Genomic DNA, 19,776 nt, shown 5'->3' on the forward strand with positions numbered 1-19,776 from the left:
TCCGGACAAGGCAGAACTAAAGGACGGGTGTTCGGATGCCGAGTAGGCACGGAAAACCCCTGGTCCGTTCGGGTGGGACCAGGGGTTACGGCTCCTATTGCCTGAATTCCGTAACGGTCACGGACCGCCCGATCACAGGCCAAAGATCGTCAGCCGGCCGCTCCCGCGTCGCACGCCTGTCCCCGCAGCCCCCGCGCCAGGTCGTCCCGCGCCTCCAGCACCAGCCTCCGCAGCGCCGGGGCCGCGTCCTCGTGGGCCGCCAGCCAGGCGTCCGTCGCGTCCAGCGTCGCCCGCGAGTGCTGGAGGGACGGGAACAGGCCCTCGACCACGTGCATCGCGATCTGGATCGACCGCTCCCGCCACACCCGCTCGATCGCCGCGAAGTACTTCTCCGCGTACGGCGCGAGCAGCTCCCGCTGGGAGGGCTGGGCGAAGCCCGCGAGGGTGGCCTCGACCAGGGCGTTGGACAGCGCGTCCGACTCCACGAGCTGCGCCCACGCCTGCGCCTTGACCGCCGCGGACGGGCGGGCGGCGAGGCAGCGGACCTGGTGGCGCTTGCCGGACGCGGTGTTGTCGCGGGCCAGTTCGGCGGCCAGCGTCCCCTCGTCCGCGACCCCGTGGGCCGTCAGCGGCTGGAGGAACGCCCAGCGCAGCTCCTGGTCCACGTCCAGCCCGTCGATCTTCGCCGTGCCGTCCAGCAGGCCGCGCAGCAACCCCAGCTCCTCCGCACCGGACGCCACGGTCGCGAGGAACCGCGCCCACGCCAGCTGGCGCTCGCTGCCCGGCTCGGCGGACCGCAGCTCGCGCAGCGCACCCTCGGCCAGCAGGCGCTCACCGACCGGCCGCCACTCGGGCGCCACGTAGTTGACCAGCGCCGAGTTGGCCCACGCGTGCAGCATCTGCAGGACGCCGATGCCGGACTCACGCCCCGCGAAGCGCAGCACCAGGTCCACGAAGTCCCGCGCCGGCAGCAGCGCGTCCCGGGTCATGTTCCACAGCGCGGACCAGCACAGGGCCCGGGCCAGCGGGTCGGTGAGGTCACCCAGCCCGCCCCGCAGCGTCTCCAGTGACGTCTCGTCGAAGCGGATCTTGCAGTACGTCAGGTCGTCGTCGTTGACCAGCACCAGCTCGGGTGCCTCCGCACCGGCCAGCTCCGCCACGACCGTACGCGGCCCGTCCACGTCCACGTCGGCACGGGCGTACCGGGCCAGGGAACCGTCCGCGGAACGCCGGTACAGGCCCACCGCCACCCGGTGCGGCCGCAGTTCGGGGTGCGACTCGGCCGCCTCCTGCACGACCGCCAGCTCGTCGACCCGGCCGTCCGCCGCCAACAGCACCTGCGGGGTCAGTGAGTTGACCCCGGCCGTCTGCAGCCACGCCCGCGACCAGGTGGCCATGTCCCGCCCGCTGGTCTCCTCCAGCACCGACAGCAGGTCACCGAGGCGCGTGTTGCCGTACGCGTTCCGCTTGAAGTAGCGCCGCGCGCCCTCCAGGAACGCGTCCTGGCCGACGTACGCCACCAGTTGCTTCAGTACGGAAGCCCCCTTGGCGTACGTGATGCCGTCGAAGTTCAGCTTCGCGTCCTGGAGGTCGCGGATGTCGGCGGTGATCGGGTGGGTGGAGGGGAGCTGGTCGGCGCGGTAGGCCCAGGCCTTGCGGCGGTTGGCGAAGGTGATCCAGCCGTCCTTGAAGCGGGTCGCGCCGACCAGGGCGAAGGCGCCCATGAAGTCGGCGAAGGACTCCTTGAGCCACAGGTCGTCCCACCACTCCATGGTGACCAGGTCGCCGAACCACATGTGCGCCATCTCGTGCAGGATCACGTTGGCCCGGCCCTCGTAGGACGCCTGCGTGACCTTGCCCCGGAAGATGAACTCCTCGCGGAAGGTCACCAGGCCCGGGTTCTCCATCGCGCCGAGGTTGTACTCGGGGACGAACGCCTGGTCGTACTTCCCGAAGGGGTACGGGTAGTCGAAGTGGTCGTGGAAGAAGTCCAGGCCCTGCTTGGTGACGAGGAAGACGTCGTCGGAGTCGAAGTGGGGGGCCAGGCCCTTGCGGCACATGGCGCCGAGGGGGATGTCCAGCGTCGTGCCGTCGGCCAGGACGCGGGAGTAGGAGTCCGTCACGTAGTGGTACGGGCCCGCCGCCACACACGTGATGTACGTCGAGATCGGCTTCGTCTCCGCGAACCGCCAGCGGCCCTCGGCCAGTTCACCGGCACCGTTGCTCCACACCGTCCACCCCTCGGGCGCCCGTACCTCGAAGCGGAACGGGGCCTTGAGGTCGGGCTGCTCGAAGTTCGCGAAGACGCGGCGGGAGTCGGCCGGCTCGTACTGGGTGTAGAGGTAGACCTCGCCGTCCTCCGGGTCGACGAAGCGGTGCAGTCCCTCGCCGGTACGGGAGTACGCGCACTGCGCGTCGACCACCAGCTCGTTCTCGGCGGCCAGGTCGTCCAGGGCGATCCGGCAGCCGTCGAAGATCTCGCCCGGGTCGAGGTCCCGGCCGTTGAGGGAGACGGCGGTCACACTCGGCGCGATCAGGTCCGCGAAGCTCGACGCGCCGGGCTCGGCGCAGCGGAAGCGGATCGTGGTGACCGAACGGAAGGTCTTCGGTCCGTCCGCGGTGTCGTCACCGACGGCGGAGCGGACGTCGAGGGACACGTCGTAGCCGTCCACGGACAGGAGGGCGGCCCGCTCCCGGGCCTCGTCGCGGGACAGGTTCTCACCGGGCACGGGCGGTACTCCCTGGGCTGGTGTTCAGTATGCGGACAGGCTGATCCTGCCATGGGCCCCCGGCGCCCGGCAGCCGGGAATGGGCGGGGGCCGGTCGCTGTTGCAGCTCGGAAAGGCCCGCATTGTGAGGAGACCCATGTCCGAGACCGCGACCGCCTCCGGCAAGACCCCCGTCGACTTCTGGTTCGACCCGCTGTGCCCCTGGGCGTGGATGACCTCCCGGTGGGTCCTCGAAGTGGAGAAGGTCCGCGACATCGAGGTGCGCTGGCACATCATGAGCCTCGCGGTGCTGAACGAGGACAAGATCGACGAACTGCCCGAGGAATACCGGGAGATGCTCGCGACCAAGGCGTGGAAGCCGGTGCGGGTGGCGACCGCCGCCTGGCAGAAGCACGGCGCCGACGTCCTCGGCCCCCTCTACACCGCCCTCGGCACCCGCTTCCACAACCAGGGCGAGGGCCCCACCGAAGAGGCGATAGCGGCGGCCCTGGCGGACGCGGGCCTGCCCGCCGACCTGATCGAGTACGCCGACCAGAAGGACTTCGAGTTCGAAGCCGAGCTGCGCGCCTCCCACAAGGAGGGCATCGACAAGGTCGGCCAGGAGGTCGGCACCCCGGTCATCGCCGTCCCCGGCGCCGACGGCGAGCAGATCGCCTTCTTCGGCCCGGTCGTCACCCCGGCACCCAAGGGCGAGGCGGCCGCCAGGCTGTGGGACGGCACGCTCGCGGTGGCCTCGGTCCCCGGTTTCTACGAGATCAAGCGCACCCGGACCAAGGGCCCGGACTTCAGCAACCTGTGAGCGGCCTCCCCGCCGGGGCTCACTCCGGCTCGGGCATCTTCTCCGGAGGGTCGAGCGGTTTGACGTTCCACCGGTGGCGGATGTTGCGGCAGTCCCGTTCGTCGCTGACGCAGATCCAGTAGTCCTCGACGTACGTGTGGGGCTTCAGCTGTTTCAGCGTGCGGATGACCTGCCGCTCCCGGTCGTCCTTCGGCTGCCGGTGCGGCTGGTAGGTCCCGCAGGTGTGGCAGGGCAGCATCTTCTCCTTGGGCATCCCGCCACGATCGCGCGAAACCTCGCATTCCGCTGCCCCCGTGAGCCGCGTGTTCACGGGGGCAGCGAAGTCCGACGGTTCTGCCGCACTTCTCTCACTCGATTAGCCGTGCGAACCCGGACGCGCCGTAGCACCATGGGCACATGACGGAGATCGACACGTCGGTGCCGCATTCGGCCCGGATCTGGAATTACTGGCTCGGCGGCAAGGACAACTACCCGGTCGACGAGTTGGCCGGCGACGCGTACACCGCTGTCTTCCCCGGCATCGTGACCATCGCCCGCAGCAGCCGCGCCTTTCTCGGCCGCAGCATCCGGTACCTGGTGCAGGAGGCGGGCGTACGCCAGTTCCTCGACGTCGGCACCGGCCTTCCCACCGTCGACAACACCCACGAGGTCGCCCAGCGCCTCGCCCCCGAGTCGAGGATCGTCTACGTCGACAACGACCCGTTGGTCCTCGCCCACGCCCGCGCCCTGCTCACGTCCACACCGGAGGGCGCGACGGCGTACGAGGACATCAGTCTCTTCGAGCCGGAGCAGATCCTGCGGGCCGCCGCGAAGACCCTCGACCCCACCCGGCCCACCGCGCTGATCCTCAGCGGCATCCTCGGCCACGTCGCCGACTACGACGCGGCCCGCGACATCGTCCGCCGCCTCCTTGCGGGCCTCCCCTCCGGCAGCTACCTCTCCGTCAACGACGGCTCCCGCGGCACCGACCCCGACTACGAGCAGGCCCAGGACGCCTACAACGAGACCGGTGCGGTCCCCTACTTCCTGCGCCCGGTCGACCGGATCGCCGCCTTCTTCGAGGGCCTGGAACTGGTGGACCCGGGTGTCGTGTCGGTGCCCCTGTGGCGCCCCGAGGGAACCGCCCCCGACCCGATCGGCCAGCACGGCGGCCTGGCCCGCAAGCCCTGATCAGCATCCGCCGTCGAGCTGAGGAAGCCCCCACGAGTCACGTCCTCGCGGGGGCTTCCCCTCTTTCCGCCTGCCAGGTGAAGGGTGAGAAGACGATCACGAGGCAGGACGCTCCACGGAGGCGTCAGGGCGCCAGCAGCAGCACATCCGGGCGGGACTTCGCGGCCTCGTAGCGCCGGGCCACGTCCTGCCAGTTGACGACCTGCCACATCGCCTCGATGAAGTCGACCTTCTGGTTCCTGTACTGGAGGTAGAAGGCGTGCTCCCAGGCGTCGAAGACGAGGATCGGCACCGAACCCTGGCCGACGTTGCCCTGGTGGTCGTAGACCTGCTCGACGACGAGGCGGCCGCTGAGGGGCTCGTAGGCGAGGACGCCCCAGCCGGAGCCCTGGGTCGTGGCGGACGCCTTGGTCAGCTGGGCCTTGAAGCCGGCGAAGGAGCCGAAGGACTCGGTGATCGCGTCCGCCAGCTCGCCCACACCGTCCACCGCGAGGGGCTCGCCGCCGCCCTCGCCCGTCATGTTCTGCCAGTAGATGCTGTGCAGGATGTGCCCGGACAGATGAAAGGCCAGGTTCTTCTCCAGGCCGTTGACCGAGCCCCACGACTCCTTGTCCCGCGCCTCCGCGAGCTGCTCCAGCGTGTCGTTCGCGCCCTTCACATAGGCGGCGTGGTGCTTGTCGTGGTGCAGCTCGATGATCTCGGGGCTGATCACGGGGGCGAGCGCGGAGTAGTCGTAGGGCAGTTCAGGCAGCGTGTACACGGGCATGTCGGGGTCCCCTCCGAACCTCTTATTGCAAGTTACTTGCAACTGCACGGTATCAACAAGAAGAGGCGGGCGGGGAGCGGAGGGGCAAGAAGAAGGCCCCCACGTGTCGCACGTGAGGGCCTTCTGCCGGCGCGGGGGCGGTTACGCCGCCACGGAGGTGTAGTGCGAGGCGTCCCCCTCGATCACATAGCTCTCCTTGCCCTCCACGCCCACCGGCACGTCACCGGCGACGGTCACCCGGTGCAGGCGGCGCGGCAGGCCGTCGTAGTTGTCGATGGCGTAGTGCTGGGTGATGCGGTTGTCGAAGAGGACCAGCTGGTTCTCCGACCAGCGGTGGCGCAGGACGTTCTCCGGCCGGGTGACGTACGACTGGAGCAGGTCGAGGATCTTGCGGGACTCGCCCACCGACAGCCCCACCAGACGCTGCGCGAACCCGCCGATGAACAGGCCGCGTTCGCCGGTCAGCGGGTGGACCCGGACCACCGGGTGGGCCGTGCGGTACTTGATCGAGGTGAACTGGGCGCGGGCGGCGGCCTGTGCCTCGTCGACCGTCTCCTCCGGTACGGCGTAGTCGTAGTCGTTGGTGTGCTCGGCCCACAGGGTGTCGGCCAGCAGTCGCAGCGGCTGCGGCAGGTCGCGGTAGGCGGCCGCGGAGCTGGCGATCAGGGTCTCGCCGCCGTACGGCGGGATCGTGATGCTGCGCAGGGTGCTGGCCTGGGGCGGGTTGAGGACGAAGGTGACGTCCGTGTGCCAGTTGTTGGCGGCGCGGCCCCGCTCGCTGTCGACGGGCAGCACGTTCGGTACGCCCTCGACGGACGGCACGGTCGGGTGGGCGGTGGTGATGTCCCCGAAGTGCCGGACGAAGGCCTGCTGGCCCTCGTCGTCGAGGTTCACGTCGTCGAAGACCAGGGCCTTGTGGGTGTTCAGCGCGTCGCGGAGGGCGACGACCGTCTCCTCGTCGAGGGGCTTGGCGAGGTCGACGCCGGAGATCCGGGCACCGATGTTCGCTGTGACCTTGCGGATCTGGATGTCGGACATGTGCGGGTCCTTTCAGACTCGGGCGAGTGCGGATTCCGGGGCGGTTTCCGGGGCGGATTCCTCGACGGGGCTGACGTACTGGTTGGCGGGGCGTGGAAGGCCGTATCGCTCCCGCAGGGTCCGGCGCGGGCCGTACTCCGTACGGAGCAGGCCGCGGGTGCGCAGGATCGGGACGACGTGGTCGACGAAGGTGTCGAGGCCGGAGGGCAGGACCGCGGGCATGATGTTGAAGCCGTCGGCGGCGCCGTGCGTGAACCACGTCTCGATCGCGTCGGCGACCTGCTCGGGCGTGCCCGCGAAGGTGAGGTGCCCGCGGCCGCCGCCGAGGCGCCCGACCAGCTGCCGCACGGTGAGGCCTTCGCGCCGAGCGAGCTCCACGATGAGCGTGTAGCGGCTCTTGGCGCCCTCGATCGCACTCTCCGGCGGCAGGTCGGCGGGGAGCTGGGCGTCCAACTCCAGGGTGCCCGGCTCCAGTTGCAGCAGGCTCTCCAGCCGGGCCACGCCGTGCGTGTACACGATGTGGTCTTCGAGGAGCCGCTCCTTGGCACGGGCCTCGGCCTGCGTCGACCCGATCACCGGGACGATGCCGGGCAGCACCTTGAGGTGGTCGGGGTCGCGACCGGCCGCCGCCGTACGGGACTTGAGGTCGGCGTAGAAGGCCTGCGCGTCCTCGATGGTCTGCTGGGCGGTGAACACCGCCTCCGCGTACCGCGCCGCGAAGCGCTTCCCGTCCTCGCTCGACCCCGCCTGCACGAGCAGCGGGTAACCCTGCGGGGTGCGCGGCACGTTGAGGGCGCCCTCGACGCTGAAGTACGTCCCCTGGTGCCGGGGCGGATGGATCCTCGTGTCGTCACCCCAGACACCGGACGCCTTGTCGGCGACGATCGCGTCGTCCTCCCAGCTGTCCCAGAGCTTCAGCGCCACGTCGAGGAACTCGGTGGCGCGGGCGTACCGCTCGGCGTGCGCGGGCTCGGCGGCGAGACCGAAGTTGCGGGCGGCCTCGGCACCCGCCGTGGTGACGATGTTCCAGCCCGCCCGGCCGCCACTGATGATGTCGAGCGAGGCGAATTTGCGGGCCAGGTTGTAGGGGGAGTTGTAGGAGGTGGAGGCCGTGGCGATGAGGCCGATGTGCTCGGTGGCCGTCGCCAGCGCGGTCAGCAGGGTGAGCGGCTCCAGGGCGCCGGCGGGGCGCTGGGCCACGCTTCCCCAGAGCTGCGGTCCGTCGGCGAGGAACAGCGAGTCGAAGGTGCCGCGTTCGGCGATCCGGGCGAGGCGGACGTAGTGCGCGAGGTCCACGTGGGCGTACGGGTCGCTCTCCGGCAGCCGCCACGACGCCTCGTGGTGGCCGGTGTTCATCAGGAACGCGTTCAGGTGCAGCTGTCTGGTGGTCACTGGTGGTCCTCCGTCACGCCGAGCGCGGCCAGCAGCCGCTCCCGGTACTCGCCGAGCAGCGGATCGCGGTACGAGCGCGGATGCGGGCGGTCGATGGTCAGGTCGAGGCCGATACGGCCCTGGTCGAGGACGAGGACCCGGTCGGCGAGCACGATCGCCTCGTCCACGTCGTGGGTGACGAGCAGGACGGAGGGCCGGTGGCGTTCCCACAGCTGCCTCAGCAGGACGTGCATCCGGATCCGGGTGAGGGCGTCGAGGGCGCCGAACGGCTCGTCGGCCAGCAGGAGTTCCGGCTCGCGGACGAGGGAGCGGGCCAGGGCGGCGCGCTGGGCCTCGCCGCCGGACAGCTCGTTCGGCCAGGCCCGTTCGCGGCCCTTCAGGCCCACCTCGGCGAGGGCCTCGCGGCCCTTGCGGTCCGCCTCCTTGCCGTCGAGGCCGAGGAGGACGTTGTCGAGGACGCGCTGCCAGGGCAGCAGCCGGGAGTCCTGGAAGACGACCGACACCCTTTCCGGCGCGGTCAGCCGGCCACTCCCCGCCACCTCGTGGTCGAGTCCGGCGACCGCCCGCAGCAGGGTGCTCTTGCCGGAGCCGCTGTGCCCGAGCAGGGCGGTGAACTGTCCGGCGGGGAGGTCGAGGTCGATGTCGTCGAGGACCGTACGTCCGTCGAACGACCTGGTCAGGCCCCGGAGCTGGACGGCCGGGCGGGTCAGTTGCTCAGCGTGCGGCGCCATGACAGCACCCTCCGTTCGATGAGACGGACCGCGCTGTCGGAGATCAGGCCGAAGATGCCGTAGACGACCAGGCCGACGAGGATGACGTCCGTCTGGCCGTAGTTCTGGGCCTGGAACATCATGTAGCCGAGTCCGCTGGTGGCGTTGATCTGCTCCAGCACGACCAGGCCCAGCCAGGATCCGGTCACGCCGAGCCGCAGCCCGACGAAGAAGCCGGGCAAGGCGCCGGGGACCACGATCCGCCGGATGAAGGCGTACCGCGACAGGCCCTGGACCTCGGCGAGTTCGACGTACCGGTGGTCGATGCCTGACAGCGCGGAGTGCGTGTTCAGGTAGATCGGGATGTAGACGACGATCGCGATGATCGCCACCTTGAAGGTCTCGCCGATGCCCAGCCAGAGGATGAACAGCGGGATCAGGCCGAGCGTCGGGATGGCCCGGTTGAGCTGCACGGATCCGTCGATCAGGGCCTCGCCGACGCGGCTGAGCCCGGACGCGAGAGCCAGGGCGATGCCCGCGGTCAGGCCGATCGCGAAGCCGGATGCCGCACGGCGCAGCGAGGTCAGGATGTCGGTGGGCAGCGTGCCGTCGGTCCACAGCCGGACGCCGGTCTCCAGCACCGTCCAGGGCGCCGGGATCGCACCCGGGTCGAGCTGTCCGGCGGCGGAGGCGGCGGCCCACAGGGCGAGGATGAGGGCGGGGCCGAGCAGGCGGGTGGCGGGCAGCCGGTGGCCGGGGGAGAGGCGGCGGCGCCGGCGGACCTGAGGACTGCTGTCCTCGGCCGGCGTGACGGGCGCGGTGGCGGTCGTGGTCACGGTGGCGCTCACCTCCGGTACTCCGCGGGTACGGACTTCGCCGCGATGCCCTCGAAGCGCCGGTCGAAGAGCGAGTCGACCTTGAACCCCTTCACGAAGCCGCCCTCCGCCAGCAGATCGGCGGTCTCCTGCTCCCACTTCACGGCCTCGTCCCAACTGGGCGGGAACAGCGGCTTGTTGGCGAGCTCGGTGATCGACCGCGCCTGCGCGAGGCTCAGGTTCTGCGTCTTGACGTAGAACTCCTCGTTCCAGACGTCCGGATGCTCGTACTGCCACACCTGGCCCTTCGCCCAGTACGGGATGTACGCGGCGACCGCGGCGGCCTTCGCGGGGTCGGACAGCACCGAGGTCGGCGCCCACAGCAGGTTGAGCAGGTCCACGACGTCCGTGGTGATGGCACGGGCGCCCTTGGACTCGTACTGCTGGAGATAGGCGGGCGCCTGCTGGTTGGCGAGCGGCGCGATGTCCACCTGGCCCGACTGCAGCGCCGTGAGGAACTGGTTGCTGGTCAGCGGCACGAGCTTCACGTCGTCGTAGGCGAGCCCGGCCTTCTTCAACGCCCGCAGGAGTACGACGCCTTGCGCCTGGCCCTGCGAGAAGGCGAGCTTCTTCCCCGCGAAGTCCGCGACCGAGCGGATGTCGCTGCCGGGCTTGGTGGCGAAGAGGTAGTTCGGTTTGCGGGTGATGTTGATGGCGACGATTTTCGCGTCGTAGCCCTGGAACTGCGCCTGGATCGGCGGAATGCCCGCGTTGTTGGCGACGTCCAGGGATCCCGAGCGGAATGCGTTGATGACGTCGGGGCCGGCGCCGATGTTCGCCCAGCTGCTCACCTTGAAAGGAAGCTCGCCGAACTTCGCGAGCCTGAACTGGAGTTGCTGGACGTTCTGGTACGAGGCGATCTTCAGGCTGGTGCCGGCCGGGACCGTCTTCGCCAGCGGCTCGGAGAGGGACGACTTCGAGGCCGCGGCGCTGCTGCCCGCGCAACCGCTGAGCCCGGCCGCGGCGGCCGAGACGCCGAGCAGGGAGGTGAGAAAGAGCCGTCGGTCGATACCGGGTACGAGTGGAGAGGGCATGGGAGGACTCCGTGAGCCGAAGTGAAAGGAACGCGTGCGTGCGGAATTCCGGGCGGGAGAGAGCCCGGCAAGGGAATTCACGCAGGAAAGAGAGGTGGGCGCGCGCTTCAAGCGCGGCAACGCGTCAGCAACAGAGGGTGCGACAGCTCATGACCAGGATGTTCCTTCCCTCGGGCCGGGCCTGTCAACATTCCGCATTTCTGAATTAATTCGCCTCAGGTGAGGCACCCAACGGATCCCGGTACAGCACGTCGAGAGCCACCGATCCGCCCGCCACAGCAAGCACGGAATCCGCGAAACTCGTCGGCACCACGGCCGCCGCCCGCTCCGCCCCGACCGCCTCCCGCAGCGCGGAGAGGCAGTCCTCCCGGTGCAGGGCACCGATCTCGGTGACGACGACGATCTCCGGGTTGAGCACGTCGAGCAGCAGCCCGACCGCCCGCCCGACCTGACGCGCACGGTCCACCAACAGCCGTACGGCGGCCCGGTCGCCGCCGGCCGCCGCGGCGACCACGTGCATCGGGTTCACGCCGTCGGTGACACCCGCCTCCCGCGCCCGCCGACACAGGGTGCGCTCACTCAACTCGGCCTGGAGGCAGCCGGTGCGCCCGCACGCGCACGTCTCCGTGCCGCCCGGCACGGGCAGATGGGCGATGGCACCCGCCTGGCTGCGCGGACCGTGGTGCACCTCGTCGTGGGTGGCGAACGCCGCGTCGACGACGTTGCCGACGAACAGGTGCAGCATGCTCCCGCTGCCACGGGCCCGCCCGAACAGACGCTCCGCGTTGACCAAGGCCCGCGCATGTCCGTCCACATGCACCGGCAGCCCGGTGTGTGCGGCGACCACATCCCGCACCGGCACATCCCGCCAGTCCAGCAGCGGGTGCGCCACCACGGTCCCGGAGTCCCGGTCCACCCAGCCGCCGACCGCCACACCGACACCCAGCGGCCGGCGCTCCGGAGCCCGTGCGAGGAGCGCGGCCAGCCCGTCGGCGGCCCGCGCCAGCACCTGCCGGGACTCGACAGCCCCGGCCGGGTGCTTCAGCCGCCGCTCGGCGACCACCCGGCCGCGCAGATCCAGCAGCGCGACCGTGGTGTAGGGCACGGCCACATGGACGCCGCCCACTACGAACCGTGAATCGTCCAGGTCGACGGGCACATGGGGCCGGCCCACACCCTTGGACTGCCGGGGCGCGGCGGCCTCACGGATCAGACCGGCCCGCGTGAACCGCGCGCAGTAGTCGGTCACCGAGGCCGGGGACAGCCCGGTCAGCCGCGCGATGGTGCTGCGCGCGACCGGCCCGTGCTCCAGCACGGAACGCAGCACGGCGCTGGCGCTGGTCCGGCGCCGGTCGGGATCGGCGGCGCGCGGAAGGGAAGCAGGCGGAAGGGAAGCAGGCGGAAGGGAAGAAGGAGGAGACGGGGAGGCAGGAAGGTGTGCTGTCGCGGTACGGGGCATGGAGATCATCCTCAGGAACGGTTCCGACGGTGCGCCGACTCATGAGTCGAGGCGCACCGGATCCGCTCCGCCCGCCCCGACCTACCGGAGGCGACAGACGGCCGTGCCCACGCGTCGCAGATCGACGTGGCGACGCGACGAGAAGTTCCGGGCCTGGGCAACCATGCGCCCGAAGCTAGCAAAACGGTCCCGCGCTGCCCAGACGGCGACCGACGGGCGAGACAGCGGGTGTCCACGCCGCGATCCACGCCGCGAGCTCATTGGCGGAATCCGACAGATCCAGCCCACGGCGCCTCCGTATCCCACACCACGTCACCTCAGTGACCAGCATCACCCCGAACACCGTGTAACCCCCACCTTTTGTCCGGAGCCCACCAAGCCCGCGCTCCACCCTTTGTCGAGCGCTGACGGTGATCGGCGCGAGGGCGCTGGGATAGCGTCGCCGTGTCCCCCGTGCCCTTCACCCCGCGGAGTCCCCATGAGCACCGCTGCCGTCGCCCCCGCTCGCCCGGGGCAGGTCCTCGCCGACCTGCTCCCCGCCTCCCGTGTCCGGGACGTGGCCCTCGTGGTCGGCGGCGCCGCGCTCACCGGCCTCGCCGCCCAGATCGCGGTGCCCGTGCCGGGCTCCCCGGTGCCGGTGACCGGCCAGACCTTCGCCGCGCTGCTCGTCGGCACGACGCTCGGCGCGAGCCGCGGCCTCTCCGCGCTCGTCGTCTACGCGCTGGCCGGTCTCGCCGGTGTGCCGTGGTTCGCGAACGGCACCTCAGGAGTCTCCGTCTCCTTCGGCTACATCCTCGGCATGCTGCTCGCGTCCGCCGCCGTGGGCGCCCTGGCCCGCCGCGGCGCCGACCGCTCGATGCTCCGCATGGCGGGCACGATGCTGGTGGGCGAGGCGATCATCTACGCCGTCGGCGTCCCGTACCTCGCCTACGCGGCCGGCCTCTCGGCGTCCGCCGCGATCGCGGCCGGCCTCACCCCGTTCCTGATCGGCGACGCCGTGAAGGCGGCCCTGGCGATGGGCCTGCTGCCCTCCGCCTGGAAGCTCGTCAAGCGCTGACCCGGTAGCTGTTCCGGAAGAGGTTCGCCGGGTCGTACTGCGACTTCACTGCGGCGAGCCTCTTCCGCGTCTCCGCGTCGTACAGATCCCCGGCCCGATCGCCCGCCCCGAACGCGAAGTTGACCGCCCGCCCGAGCGTGACGGGCGCGAGCAGCGCGAAGGCGGGGTCCAGGATCCGGCGGGCCGCCTCCCGGTCGCCCATGGTCAACAACCGCACCAGGAAACGCCCTTCGCGGTACGGCACCGAGTTCGGCGCCGGCCGTGCGAGTGCCCCGCCCAGGTGATTGACCTGGACGACGCACATGGCGCCCGCGTCCGGCCCGGTGCGCGCGAGCAGCTCGGCGGCCCCGTCGACGTCCAGCTCGCTCAGCACCGCGCTGTCCCCGTAGTAGGCGTGCGGGAAGTCCGGGTCGCTGTGGATGGTGTGGCTCTCGGCGTACGGCATCTCGCGCAGCGAGTCGGCGAGCACCGGCCCGATCTTCCGCAGCGGGGCGACGAGTTGATCGCCGTCCTGATCGCCGTCGGCGCCGGTGTGGGCGACCCGTACGGACACCACGTACCGCCCGCGCAGGTGCGGCGGCAACGCCGGCAGGTCCGGATACGGTACGGCGGCGAAGGACGAGGTCAGCCCGTCGGGCACGGTCCGCGTCCACTCCTCGTACGCCCGCAGCACGACCGCCGGACCGACCTCGCGGCCGTCGAAGGCGAGCGAGCCGCCGTAGAGCGTGCGGACGGGGACGAGGCCGATCTCCAGCTCCGTGACGATGCCGATGCCGAGGGCGGCTCCGCCACCGAGCAGCGCCCAGTACAGGTCGGGGTCGGACGCGCGGGTCACGTGCCGCGGCTCGCCGTCGCCGGTGACGACGTCCAGCCCGCGCACATGGTCGGCCGCGTAACCGAACTCGCGGGCCAGGATGCCCAGTCCGCCGCCCAGCGTGTAGGAGACGGCACCGACGGACGGCGCCGAGCCGTTGAGCGGCGCGAGTCCGTACGGCTCGGCGGCCTCGACGACCCGGCCCCAACGGACGCCGGCCTGGAGGCGGGCGGTGCGCGCTTCGGGGTCGATACGGACCGCGTCCATGCGTGCGGTCGTGACGAGGACGCCGCCCTCCGAGGGGCCCGGCATGCCGTGCCCGGTGGCCTGGACGCCTACCGGTAGCTTCCGGTCGGCCGCGTACCGCACGGCGGCGACCACGTCACCCGGGGAGCGGGCGGCGACCACGAGGGCGGGGCGTGGCACGAACCCGGTCTGGAAACCGGCGAGTTCGGCGTCGTAGCCGGGGTCGCCGGGGCGCAGGACGGGCAGAGCGTGCGGGTCTGTCGTGTCGGTCAGGTGATTCATACGGCCGATGGTGGAGGCATAACCTGACAGGTGCCGTCAGGTTATGCCTCGTCCTTGAGGATCCGCGGGGTCAGTTCTCCCGCTGCCGCGGCCGCCGCTGCGACCACCACAGCCCGGCCGCGCCGACGGCCAGCAGTGCCGTGCCCGCCGCCCCCAGCGGCAGGACGTCACGCTCGAAACCGGTGTTCGGCAGCTCGTCGCCGCCCGGCCCGACCGGCTTGTTGTCGGTGCCGAGCAGCAGCGGGGTGGCCGGGGCGTTCGGCGACGGGTTCGTCGTACCGAACGGAACCGGGCCCTGCTGCCAGAACGTCTTCTTCCCGTCGCTGGTCTGCACCGGCAGACAGATCTTTCCGGTCTTGCCGAGATCGAATGTCGCGTCGACGGCGTACGACTCCGACTTACCCGCCGCCAGATTGTCGATGGGGCAGCTGAAACCGCTGTTCGAGCCCTCCGGAAGGTCTTTTTCGTCAATCGGAGAGCAGCCTTGAACGTTTTTGACCGTGAGTCCGTCGAAACCGACGACCAAAAGCCTGATCTCGCCGCTGTCCTTGGTCCCCTCGTTCTTCACCGTGGCGGTGACGTCCGTTTCCTGCGAGCTGTTGTCGACCGAGATCTTCTCCGGCAGCAGCGTGGTCAGCTTCACGCCCGCCGGCGCCTCGTCAACGGCCTTTCCCCCCTTGCTGCTCCCGGGTCCCTGGTCATCCGCACCGGCGGTTCCGGAAAGGATCAACACGGCCGAGAAAGATGCCGTGACCAGCGATCCCGCGATGGTCGTCGCACGACGAGAACTCATGTTCGTCCCCCTTGGCTGCGCCTGAATTCGCAGTACTTGAAGAGGTACCACAAGATTTCTCCGCACTATGCTGGTACGGCGCGAAGTGTGACCATTGTGTTCCAGTCGGGAACGTCCGGAGGTATGTGAGGGGGTGCAGCGGATTGCCGGGGAATACGGGAAATACGAGGAGCGGCGGAGTTCCAGGGCTTCTGGTGACAGGGCGCTATCGCCTGGTCGAAAGTATCGGCCAGGGGGGAATGGGGCGGGTGTGGCGAGCCGCCGACGAAATACTCGACCGACAGGTCGCCGTCAAGGAGATGCGTATAGACGGTCTCGACGCCGAGGACGCCCGCACCCGCCGAGAACGGACCCTGCGCGAGGCCCGGGCCACCGCGAGGATCGACCACCCCAACGTCGTTCGCGTGTATGACGTCGTCGACGAGGGCGAACGCCTGTGGATCGTCATGGAGTTGGTCGCCGGCCGCTCCCTCGAACGCATCATGGACGAGGACGGCCCGCTCGGCCCGCGCGAGACGGCACGGCTCGGACTCGGCCTGGTGGAGGCGCTGCGCCAGGTGCACGACCGGGGCGTCCTGCACCGGGACATCAAACCCGGCAACGTCCTGGTGGAGAACCGCGCAGGGCGCATCGTTCTCACGGACTTCGGCATCGCCGCCATCCAGGACGCCAAGGCGCTCACCATGGTCGGCATGCTGGTCGGCTCGCCCGACTACATGGCCCCCGAGCGGGTCTCCGGCCGCCCGCAGGGCCCGCCGTCCGACGTGTGGTCCCTCGGCGCGACCCTGTGCGCGGCCATGGGCGGCCGCTCCCCCTTCTCCCGCGACACGACACTGGCGACGCTGCACGCCGTCCTGTACGAGGAGCCCGAACTCCCCGCCGCCCAAGGCCCGTTGCGGGACATCCTGGCCGCCCTGCTGGAGAAGGAGCCGACGGTACGGCCGGGGCTGGAGGAACTGGAGGCGTCCCTACGGCCGCTCGCGTATCCGGCGCCGCCGACGATGCCGACCGTGCCGGTGGGCGGGGGAGAGGCGGGGGGCGTTTCTCGGGAGGGGGCGGCTCCGGCGGCTCCGGCGCCCCCGGAAGCTCCGGCGCCTCCAGAAGAACTCTTGGCCGAGGAGCGGCCGGTTGAGGACCGGCCGGTCCAGGGCCGGGACGAGGAGCCGGAACCAGAACTCGAACCAGTACCCGGGCCGGCGGCCGAACCGGAGGCGCCGGACATCCAGGACGCGACGCCACCCCTCCCCTCGGCACCCGAGGAGTCGCCCACGCCGCCGTTCGTGAACACCCGGCATCTGCGCACGCTGCGCGACCCCAGGACACCGGCACCGACGCCGGAGGCCACACCCGTATCGCGGTCGGGACCGGCGCCCGCACCCGAATCCACACCCGAATCCACTCCCGATTCCACCCCTGTCCCCGCTCCCCGACCGGCCAGCGCCTCCACCGAAGCCGCCTCCGAGCTGCGTTCGGACACCCGCTCCCGGACCCCGTCCGGCAACTCCGTGGGCACCGCAGCGGCCGGAGCGGCCGGAGCGGCCGCCCCCACCGTCACCGGCGTCTCACTCCTCCGCGCCCAGGCGCAGACAGAACGCCGCCCCGCACCCGCCACCCCCGCCCCGCTCCCCATGCCGCCGGGCGAACTCCCCGGCCCCGCCGTCCCGGCGGACCCCCGGCACAGGCGGCGCGCGGGACGTCGTACGGGCCTGGTCGCCGCCGTGGGCGTGGTCACCGCCGGTGCGGTCGTCGCGATCGTCCTGGCGGCGACGAGCGGCTCGCCGGACGACAACCGGGCGGGAGGGTCCCCGTCGGCCTCCTCCTCACAGGTCTCGTCACAGGCCCCGTCCACCACCCCGAGCGACAGCCCGTCGCCCACCGTCGAGGGCACGTCGAGGCCGCAGAGCCTGCCGCCGGGGGTGCGCGCGGAGGCGGGCGGGTTCGCGTGGGCGACGCCGGCCGGCTGGCGGCGGGACATCAAGACGGGCGCCGAGGTGCACTACACGTCCCCGGACGGCAAGCAGGAGCTGGCCGCCAAGTCCTCCCTCGCCCGCGGCGACCTGATGGAGAGCTGGCGGACATCCGAACAGAACGCCCGCAAGGGCAGGGACTACCAGAAGATCCGCCTGGAGGAGACGACGTTCCGCGGCAACCCCGCGGTCGTCTGGGAGTACACCTTCACCCTGGAGGGCGTCCCCTGGCACGCCCAGCTGCTGGGCTTCAACGAGAACGGGAAGTCGTACCAGATCAACACCTGGTACCAGCCGGACATCGAGGCGCAGGCCCTCAAGACGTACGGCAAGGTGAGGGACAGCTTTACGGTGTTGTGAGAGGTGTCGTGAGACACGACGGAGGGGCCCGTACCGTACGGGCCCCTCCGTCGTTCACCGCACTGCGATCAGACCTCCGTGACCGCGCGCCCGCCCTTGACCTTCTCCTTCACGAGGGCGATGACGAGAACGCCCGCCGCGACCAGCAGCGACAGCAGCACGGTCTCGCGGCCGTCGTGCTCTGTGTCGGTCAGCATGTAGCCGAGGACGAAGACGATCAGCGCGGCCGTCGCCCAGGTCAGGTACGGGTACAGCCACATCTTCACGACCAGCTTCTCCGGCGCCTCGGCCTGGATGATCTTCCGCATCCGCAGCTGCGAGAAACAGATCACCAGCCACACGAACAGGGCGACCGCACCACTGGAGTTGACCAGGAAGAGGAAGACGGAGTCCGGGAACTTGTAGTTGAAGAACACGGCCACGAACCCGAACGCCACGGAGGCCATGATCGCCGCGAGGGGCACACCCCGACTGGTCGTCCGCGCGAACGCCTTCGGCGCGTCCCCGCGCTGGCCGAGCGAGAAGGCCATCCGGGAGGCGGTGTAGAGGCCGGAGTTGAGACAGGACAGCACCGAGGTCAGCACGATGAAGTTCATGATCTGACCGGCGTGCGCGATACCGAGGGAGTCGAGGGCGGCGACGTAGGAGCCGTCGTCCTGGATGGACTGGGCGTCCCACGGCAGCAGCGTCACGACGACGAAGATCGAGCCGAGGTAGAAGACGCCGATACGCCAGATGATGCTGTTCGTCGACTTGGTGACGGCCCGCTGCGGGTCCTCGGACTCGCCGGCCGCGAGGGTCGCGATCTCGCTGCCCATGAAGGAGAAGACGACGAGCAGGATGCCGGTGAGGATGGCGCCGGGCCCGTTCGGCAGGAACCCGCCGTGGTCGGTGAGGTTGCCGAGGCCGGCCTGGTCGCTGTCGACACCCGGCAGCACCCCGAAGACGGCCAGCCCGCCGATGACGATGAACGCGCCGATCGCCACGACCTTGATCCCGGCGAACCAGAACTCGAACTCGCCGTAGGAGCCGACGGAGATGAGGTTGGTGGCGGTGAGGACCACCATCACGAGGAGGGCCCATCCCCACTGCGGTACGGCGGGTATCCACCCTTCGAGGATCTTGGCTCCGGCGGTCGCCTCGATGGCCAGTACCACCACCCAGAAGAACCAGTACAGCCAGCCGATGGAGAACCCGGCCCATGGCCCGAGCGCCCGGTCGGCGTGCGCGGAGAACGAACCCGAGGTCGGGTTGGCGGCGGACATCTCGCCGAGCATCCGCATCACCAGCACCACGAGCGTGCCGACGAGCGCGTACGACAGGAGGATGCCGGGGCCCGCGGTGGCGATACCGGAGCTGGACCCGACGAACAGTCCGGCCCCGATGACACCCCCGATGGCGATCATCGAGAGATGACGGTTCTTGAGTCCCGCCTGGAGGCCGTTGCCGGGTTCGCCGGGTCGGCCTGAGGCTCCGGGGTCTTGTCCGGCCTTGGGAAGGGTCGGCTGCGAAGTCATAGGAGGGGGTTCCTTTGCGCCGGGTGAGCTCATCCCGCACGGGGGGAGGTGCGGGTTCCCGTACGAGCGGCGTACGGGTCGGTCCAGTGAATCGGAGGCGAAGGGATTGGTGAACCTTTGATTCCGGATCGTTACTTGAGCTTTTCCTGAGGTTCTGTAGTGTTGCCCACAGTTTTCTGGATCGGCCCCCCGGGCTGCTGCCCTGAAACGCCCGTGTCACACTCGTCCCATGCGCGTGTATCTCGGCTCCGACCATGCCGGCTTCGAACTCAAGAACCACCTCGTCGAGTGGCTCAGGGCGGCGGGCCACGACCCGGTCGACTGCGGTCCCCACATCTACGACGCCCAGGACGACTACCCGCCGTTCTGCCTCCGCGCCGCCGAGCGGACGGCCGCGGACCCCGAGGCCCTCGGCGTCGTGATCGGCGGCTCCGGCAACGGCGAGCAGATCGCCGCGAACAAGGTGAAGGGCGTGCGCTCGGCCCTCGCCTGGAGCGAGGAGACGGCGTCCCTCGGCCGCCAGCACAACAACGCGAACGTCGTCGCGGTGGGCGCGCGTATGCACACCCAGGAGGAGGCGACCAAGTTCGTCGAGACCTTCCTGAACACGCCGTTCTCCGGTGACGAGCGTCACATCCGCCGCATCGAGATGCTGGCCGACTACGAGACGACGGGCGACCTGCCGCCGATCCCGGCACACCACCCGCAGCAGTAGGCGCTACGGCACCTTTCGACCCACCGAGTCGGGCGGTGGGTGGGCATAGGTAG

At 70.4% G+C, this 19,776-nt stretch carries 17 protein-coding genes; 5 read left to right on the forward strand and 12 right to left on the reverse strand.

Features of this window, described 5'->3' with window-relative positions; all coding sequences use genetic code 11:
* Positions 1-149 precede the first annotated feature (149 nt).
* Positions 150-2,729, reverse strand: coding sequence for an aminopeptidase N (pepN, locus tag OG252_RS32535; protein ID WP_329340547.1), 2,580 nt, complete (start codon positions 2,727-2,729; stop codon positions 150-152).
* A gap of 136 nt (positions 2,730-2,865) precedes the next feature.
* On the opposite strand from pepN, the gene OG252_RS32540 reads away from it, so the two are divergent.
* Positions 2,866-3,528: a DsbA family protein gene (locus OG252_RS32540; protein ID WP_266439488.1), complete on the forward strand. Its 663-nt coding sequence runs from the start codon at positions 2,866-2,868 to the stop codon at positions 3,526-3,528.
* Positions 3,529-3,547: 19 nt separating this feature from the next.
* Here the strand turns inward: OG252_RS32540 and OG252_RS32545 are convergent, their stop codons facing one another.
* A complete protein-coding gene (locus OG252_RS32545) occupies positions 3,548-3,781 on the reverse strand; it encodes a hypothetical protein (protein ID WP_266439490.1) in 234 nt (77 codons plus the stop codon).
* Between the two features lie 143 nt (positions 3,782-3,924).
* Here OG252_RS32545 and OG252_RS32550 point away from each other — a divergent pair, with 143 nt between their 5' ends.
* Positions 3,925-4,698: an SAM-dependent methyltransferase gene (locus OG252_RS32550; RefSeq protein ID WP_329340550.1), complete on the forward strand. Its 774-nt coding sequence runs from the start codon at positions 3,925-3,927 to the stop codon at positions 4,696-4,698.
* 124 nt (positions 4,699-4,822) lie between these two features.
* On the opposite strand, the gene OG252_RS32555 is transcribed toward OG252_RS32550, so the two are convergent.
* The 7 genes from OG252_RS32555 to OG252_RS32585 form a co-directional block, all read right to left on the reverse strand.
* Positions 4,823-5,464 (reverse strand): superoxide dismutase, encoded by a 642-nt coding sequence (locus OG252_RS32555; RefSeq protein ID WP_266439494.1) that lies wholly within the window; start codon positions 5,462-5,464, stop codon positions 4,823-4,825.
* Positions 5,465-5,605: 141 nt separating this feature from the next.
* Positions 5,606-6,502 carry a TauD/TfdA dioxygenase family protein gene (locus tag OG252_RS32560; protein WP_266439496.1) on the reverse strand — a complete coding sequence of 299 codons (897 nt, stop codon included), beginning with the start codon at positions 6,500-6,502 and terminating at the stop codon, positions 5,606-5,608.
* Positions 6,503-6,514: 12 nt separating this feature from the next.
* A complete protein-coding gene (locus tag OG252_RS32565) occupies positions 6,515-7,894 on the reverse strand; it encodes an LLM class flavin-dependent oxidoreductase (RefSeq protein WP_329340553.1) in 1,380 nt (459 codons plus the stop codon).
* Positions 7,891-8,625 (reverse strand): ABC transporter ATP-binding protein, encoded by a 735-nt coding sequence (locus tag OG252_RS32570; RefSeq protein WP_329340555.1) that lies wholly within the window; start codon positions 8,623-8,625, stop codon positions 7,891-7,893. Before OG252_RS32570 ends, OG252_RS32565 begins: the two co-directional genes overlap by 4 nt.
* Complete coding sequence (locus tag OG252_RS32575) at positions 8,601-9,452, reverse strand: ABC transporter permease (protein ID WP_443068439.1); 852 nt, start codon at positions 9,450-9,452, stop codon at positions 8,601-8,603. Before OG252_RS32575 ends, OG252_RS32570 begins: the two co-directional genes overlap by 25 nt.
* Positions 9,449-10,513: an ABC transporter substrate-binding protein gene (locus OG252_RS32580; protein ID WP_329340557.1), complete on the reverse strand. Its 1,065-nt coding sequence runs from the start codon at positions 10,511-10,513 to the stop codon at positions 9,449-9,451. The genes OG252_RS32575 and OG252_RS32580 overlap by 4 nt, the downstream gene beginning before the upstream one ends.
* Positions 10,514-10,718: 205 nt before the next feature.
* A complete protein-coding gene (locus OG252_RS32585) occupies positions 10,719-11,972 on the reverse strand; it encodes an ROK family transcriptional regulator (RefSeq protein WP_329340559.1) in 1,254 nt (417 codons plus the stop codon).
* Positions 11,973-12,450: 478 nt separating this feature from the next.
* Here OG252_RS32585 and OG252_RS32590 point away from each other — a divergent pair, with 478 nt between their 5' ends.
* Complete coding sequence (locus OG252_RS32590; RefSeq protein ID WP_266439502.1) at positions 12,451-13,029, forward strand: biotin transporter BioY; 579 nt, start codon at positions 12,451-12,453, stop codon at positions 13,027-13,029.
* Here OG252_RS32590 and OG252_RS32595 read toward each other — a convergent pair.
* Complete coding sequence (locus OG252_RS32595; RefSeq protein WP_329340562.1) at positions 13,019-14,371, reverse strand: FAD-binding oxidoreductase; 1,353 nt, start codon at positions 14,369-14,371, stop codon at positions 13,019-13,021. The genes OG252_RS32590 and OG252_RS32595 overlap by 11 nt on opposite strands.
* 70 nt (positions 14,372-14,441) lie before the next feature.
* Entirely contained in the window at positions 14,442-15,164 is a 723-nt protein-coding gene (locus OG252_RS32600) for an LPXTG cell wall anchor domain-containing protein (RefSeq protein ID WP_329345234.1), read from the reverse strand.
* A gap of 191 nt (positions 15,165-15,355) precedes the next feature.
* On the opposite strand from OG252_RS32600, the gene OG252_RS32605 reads away from it, so the two are divergent.
* Entirely contained in the window at positions 15,356-17,491 is a 2,136-nt protein-coding gene (locus OG252_RS32605) for a serine/threonine-protein kinase (protein ID WP_329345235.1), read from the forward strand.
* Between the two features lie 68 nt (positions 17,492-17,559).
* On the opposite strand, the gene OG252_RS32610 is transcribed toward OG252_RS32605, so the two are convergent.
* Positions 17,560-19,008, reverse strand: coding sequence for an amino acid permease (locus OG252_RS32610; protein ID WP_329340564.1), 1,449 nt, complete (start codon positions 19,006-19,008; stop codon positions 17,560-17,562).
* Positions 19,009-19,237: 229 nt separating this feature from the next.
* Here OG252_RS32610 and OG252_RS32615 point away from each other — a divergent pair, with 229 nt between their 5' ends.
* The gene (locus OG252_RS32615) at positions 19,238-19,723 is read left to right on the forward strand and encodes a ribose-5-phosphate isomerase (RefSeq protein ID WP_266439505.1); all 486 of its coding nucleotides are present in this window, start codon (positions 19,238-19,240) and stop codon (positions 19,721-19,723) included.
* Positions 19,724-19,776 lie beyond the last annotated feature (53 nt).

The organism is Streptomyces sp. NBC_01352 (assembly GCF_036237295.1).
Lineage (GTDB): Bacteria > Actinomycetota > Actinomycetes > Streptomycetales > Streptomycetaceae > Streptomyces > Streptomyces plumbiresistens.

What these genes read in the sequence shown, in the direction of transcription:
- OG252_RS32540 (WP_266439488.1), top strand. Translation starts at nt 2,866, where the DNA reads ATGTCCGAGACCGCGACCGCCTCCGGCAAGACCCCCGTCGACTTCTGG.
- OG252_RS32545 (WP_266439490.1), bottom strand. Translation starts at nt 3,781, where the DNA reads ATGCCCAAGGAGAAGATGCTGCCCTGCCACACCTGCGGGACCTACCAG.
- OG252_RS32550 (WP_329340550.1), top strand. Translation starts at nt 3,925, where the DNA reads ATGACGGAGATCGACACGTCGGTGCCGCATTCGGCCCGGATCTGGAAT.
- OG252_RS32555 (WP_266439494.1), bottom strand. Translation starts at nt 5,464, where the DNA reads ATGCCCGTGTACACGCTGCCTGAACTGCCCTACGACTACTCCGCGCTC.
- OG252_RS32560 (WP_266439496.1), bottom strand. Translation starts at nt 6,502, where the DNA reads ATGTCCGACATCCAGATCCGCAAGGTCACAGCGAACATCGGTGCCCGG.
- OG252_RS32570 (WP_329340555.1), bottom strand. Translation starts at nt 8,625, where the DNA reads ATGGCGCCGCACGCTGAGCAACTGACCCGCCCGGCCGTCCAGCTCCGG.
- OG252_RS32580 (WP_329340557.1), bottom strand. Translation starts at nt 10,513, where the DNA reads ATGCCCTCTCCACTCGTACCCGGTATCGACCGACGGCTCTTTCTCACC.
- OG252_RS32585 (WP_329340559.1), bottom strand. Translation starts at nt 11,972, where the DNA reads ATGCCCCGTACCGCGACAGCACACCTTCCTGCCTCCCCGTCTCCTCCT.
- OG252_RS32590 (WP_266439502.1), top strand. Translation starts at nt 12,451, where the DNA reads ATGAGCACCGCTGCCGTCGCCCCCGCTCGCCCGGGGCAGGTCCTCGCC.
- OG252_RS32595 (WP_329340562.1), bottom strand. Translation starts at nt 14,371, where the DNA reads ATGAATCACCTGACCGACACGACAGACCCGCACGCTCTGCCCGTCCTG.
- OG252_RS32600 (WP_329345234.1), bottom strand. Translation starts at nt 15,164, where the DNA reads ATGAGTTCTCGTCGTGCGACGACCATCGCGGGATCGCTGGTCACGGCA.
- OG252_RS32610 (WP_329340564.1), bottom strand. Translation starts at nt 19,008, where the DNA reads ATGACTTCGCAGCCGACCCTTCCCAAGGCCGGACAAGACCCCGGAGCC.
- OG252_RS32615 (WP_266439505.1), top strand. Translation starts at nt 19,238, where the DNA reads ATGCGCGTGTATCTCGGCTCCGACCATGCCGGCTTCGAACTCAAGAAC.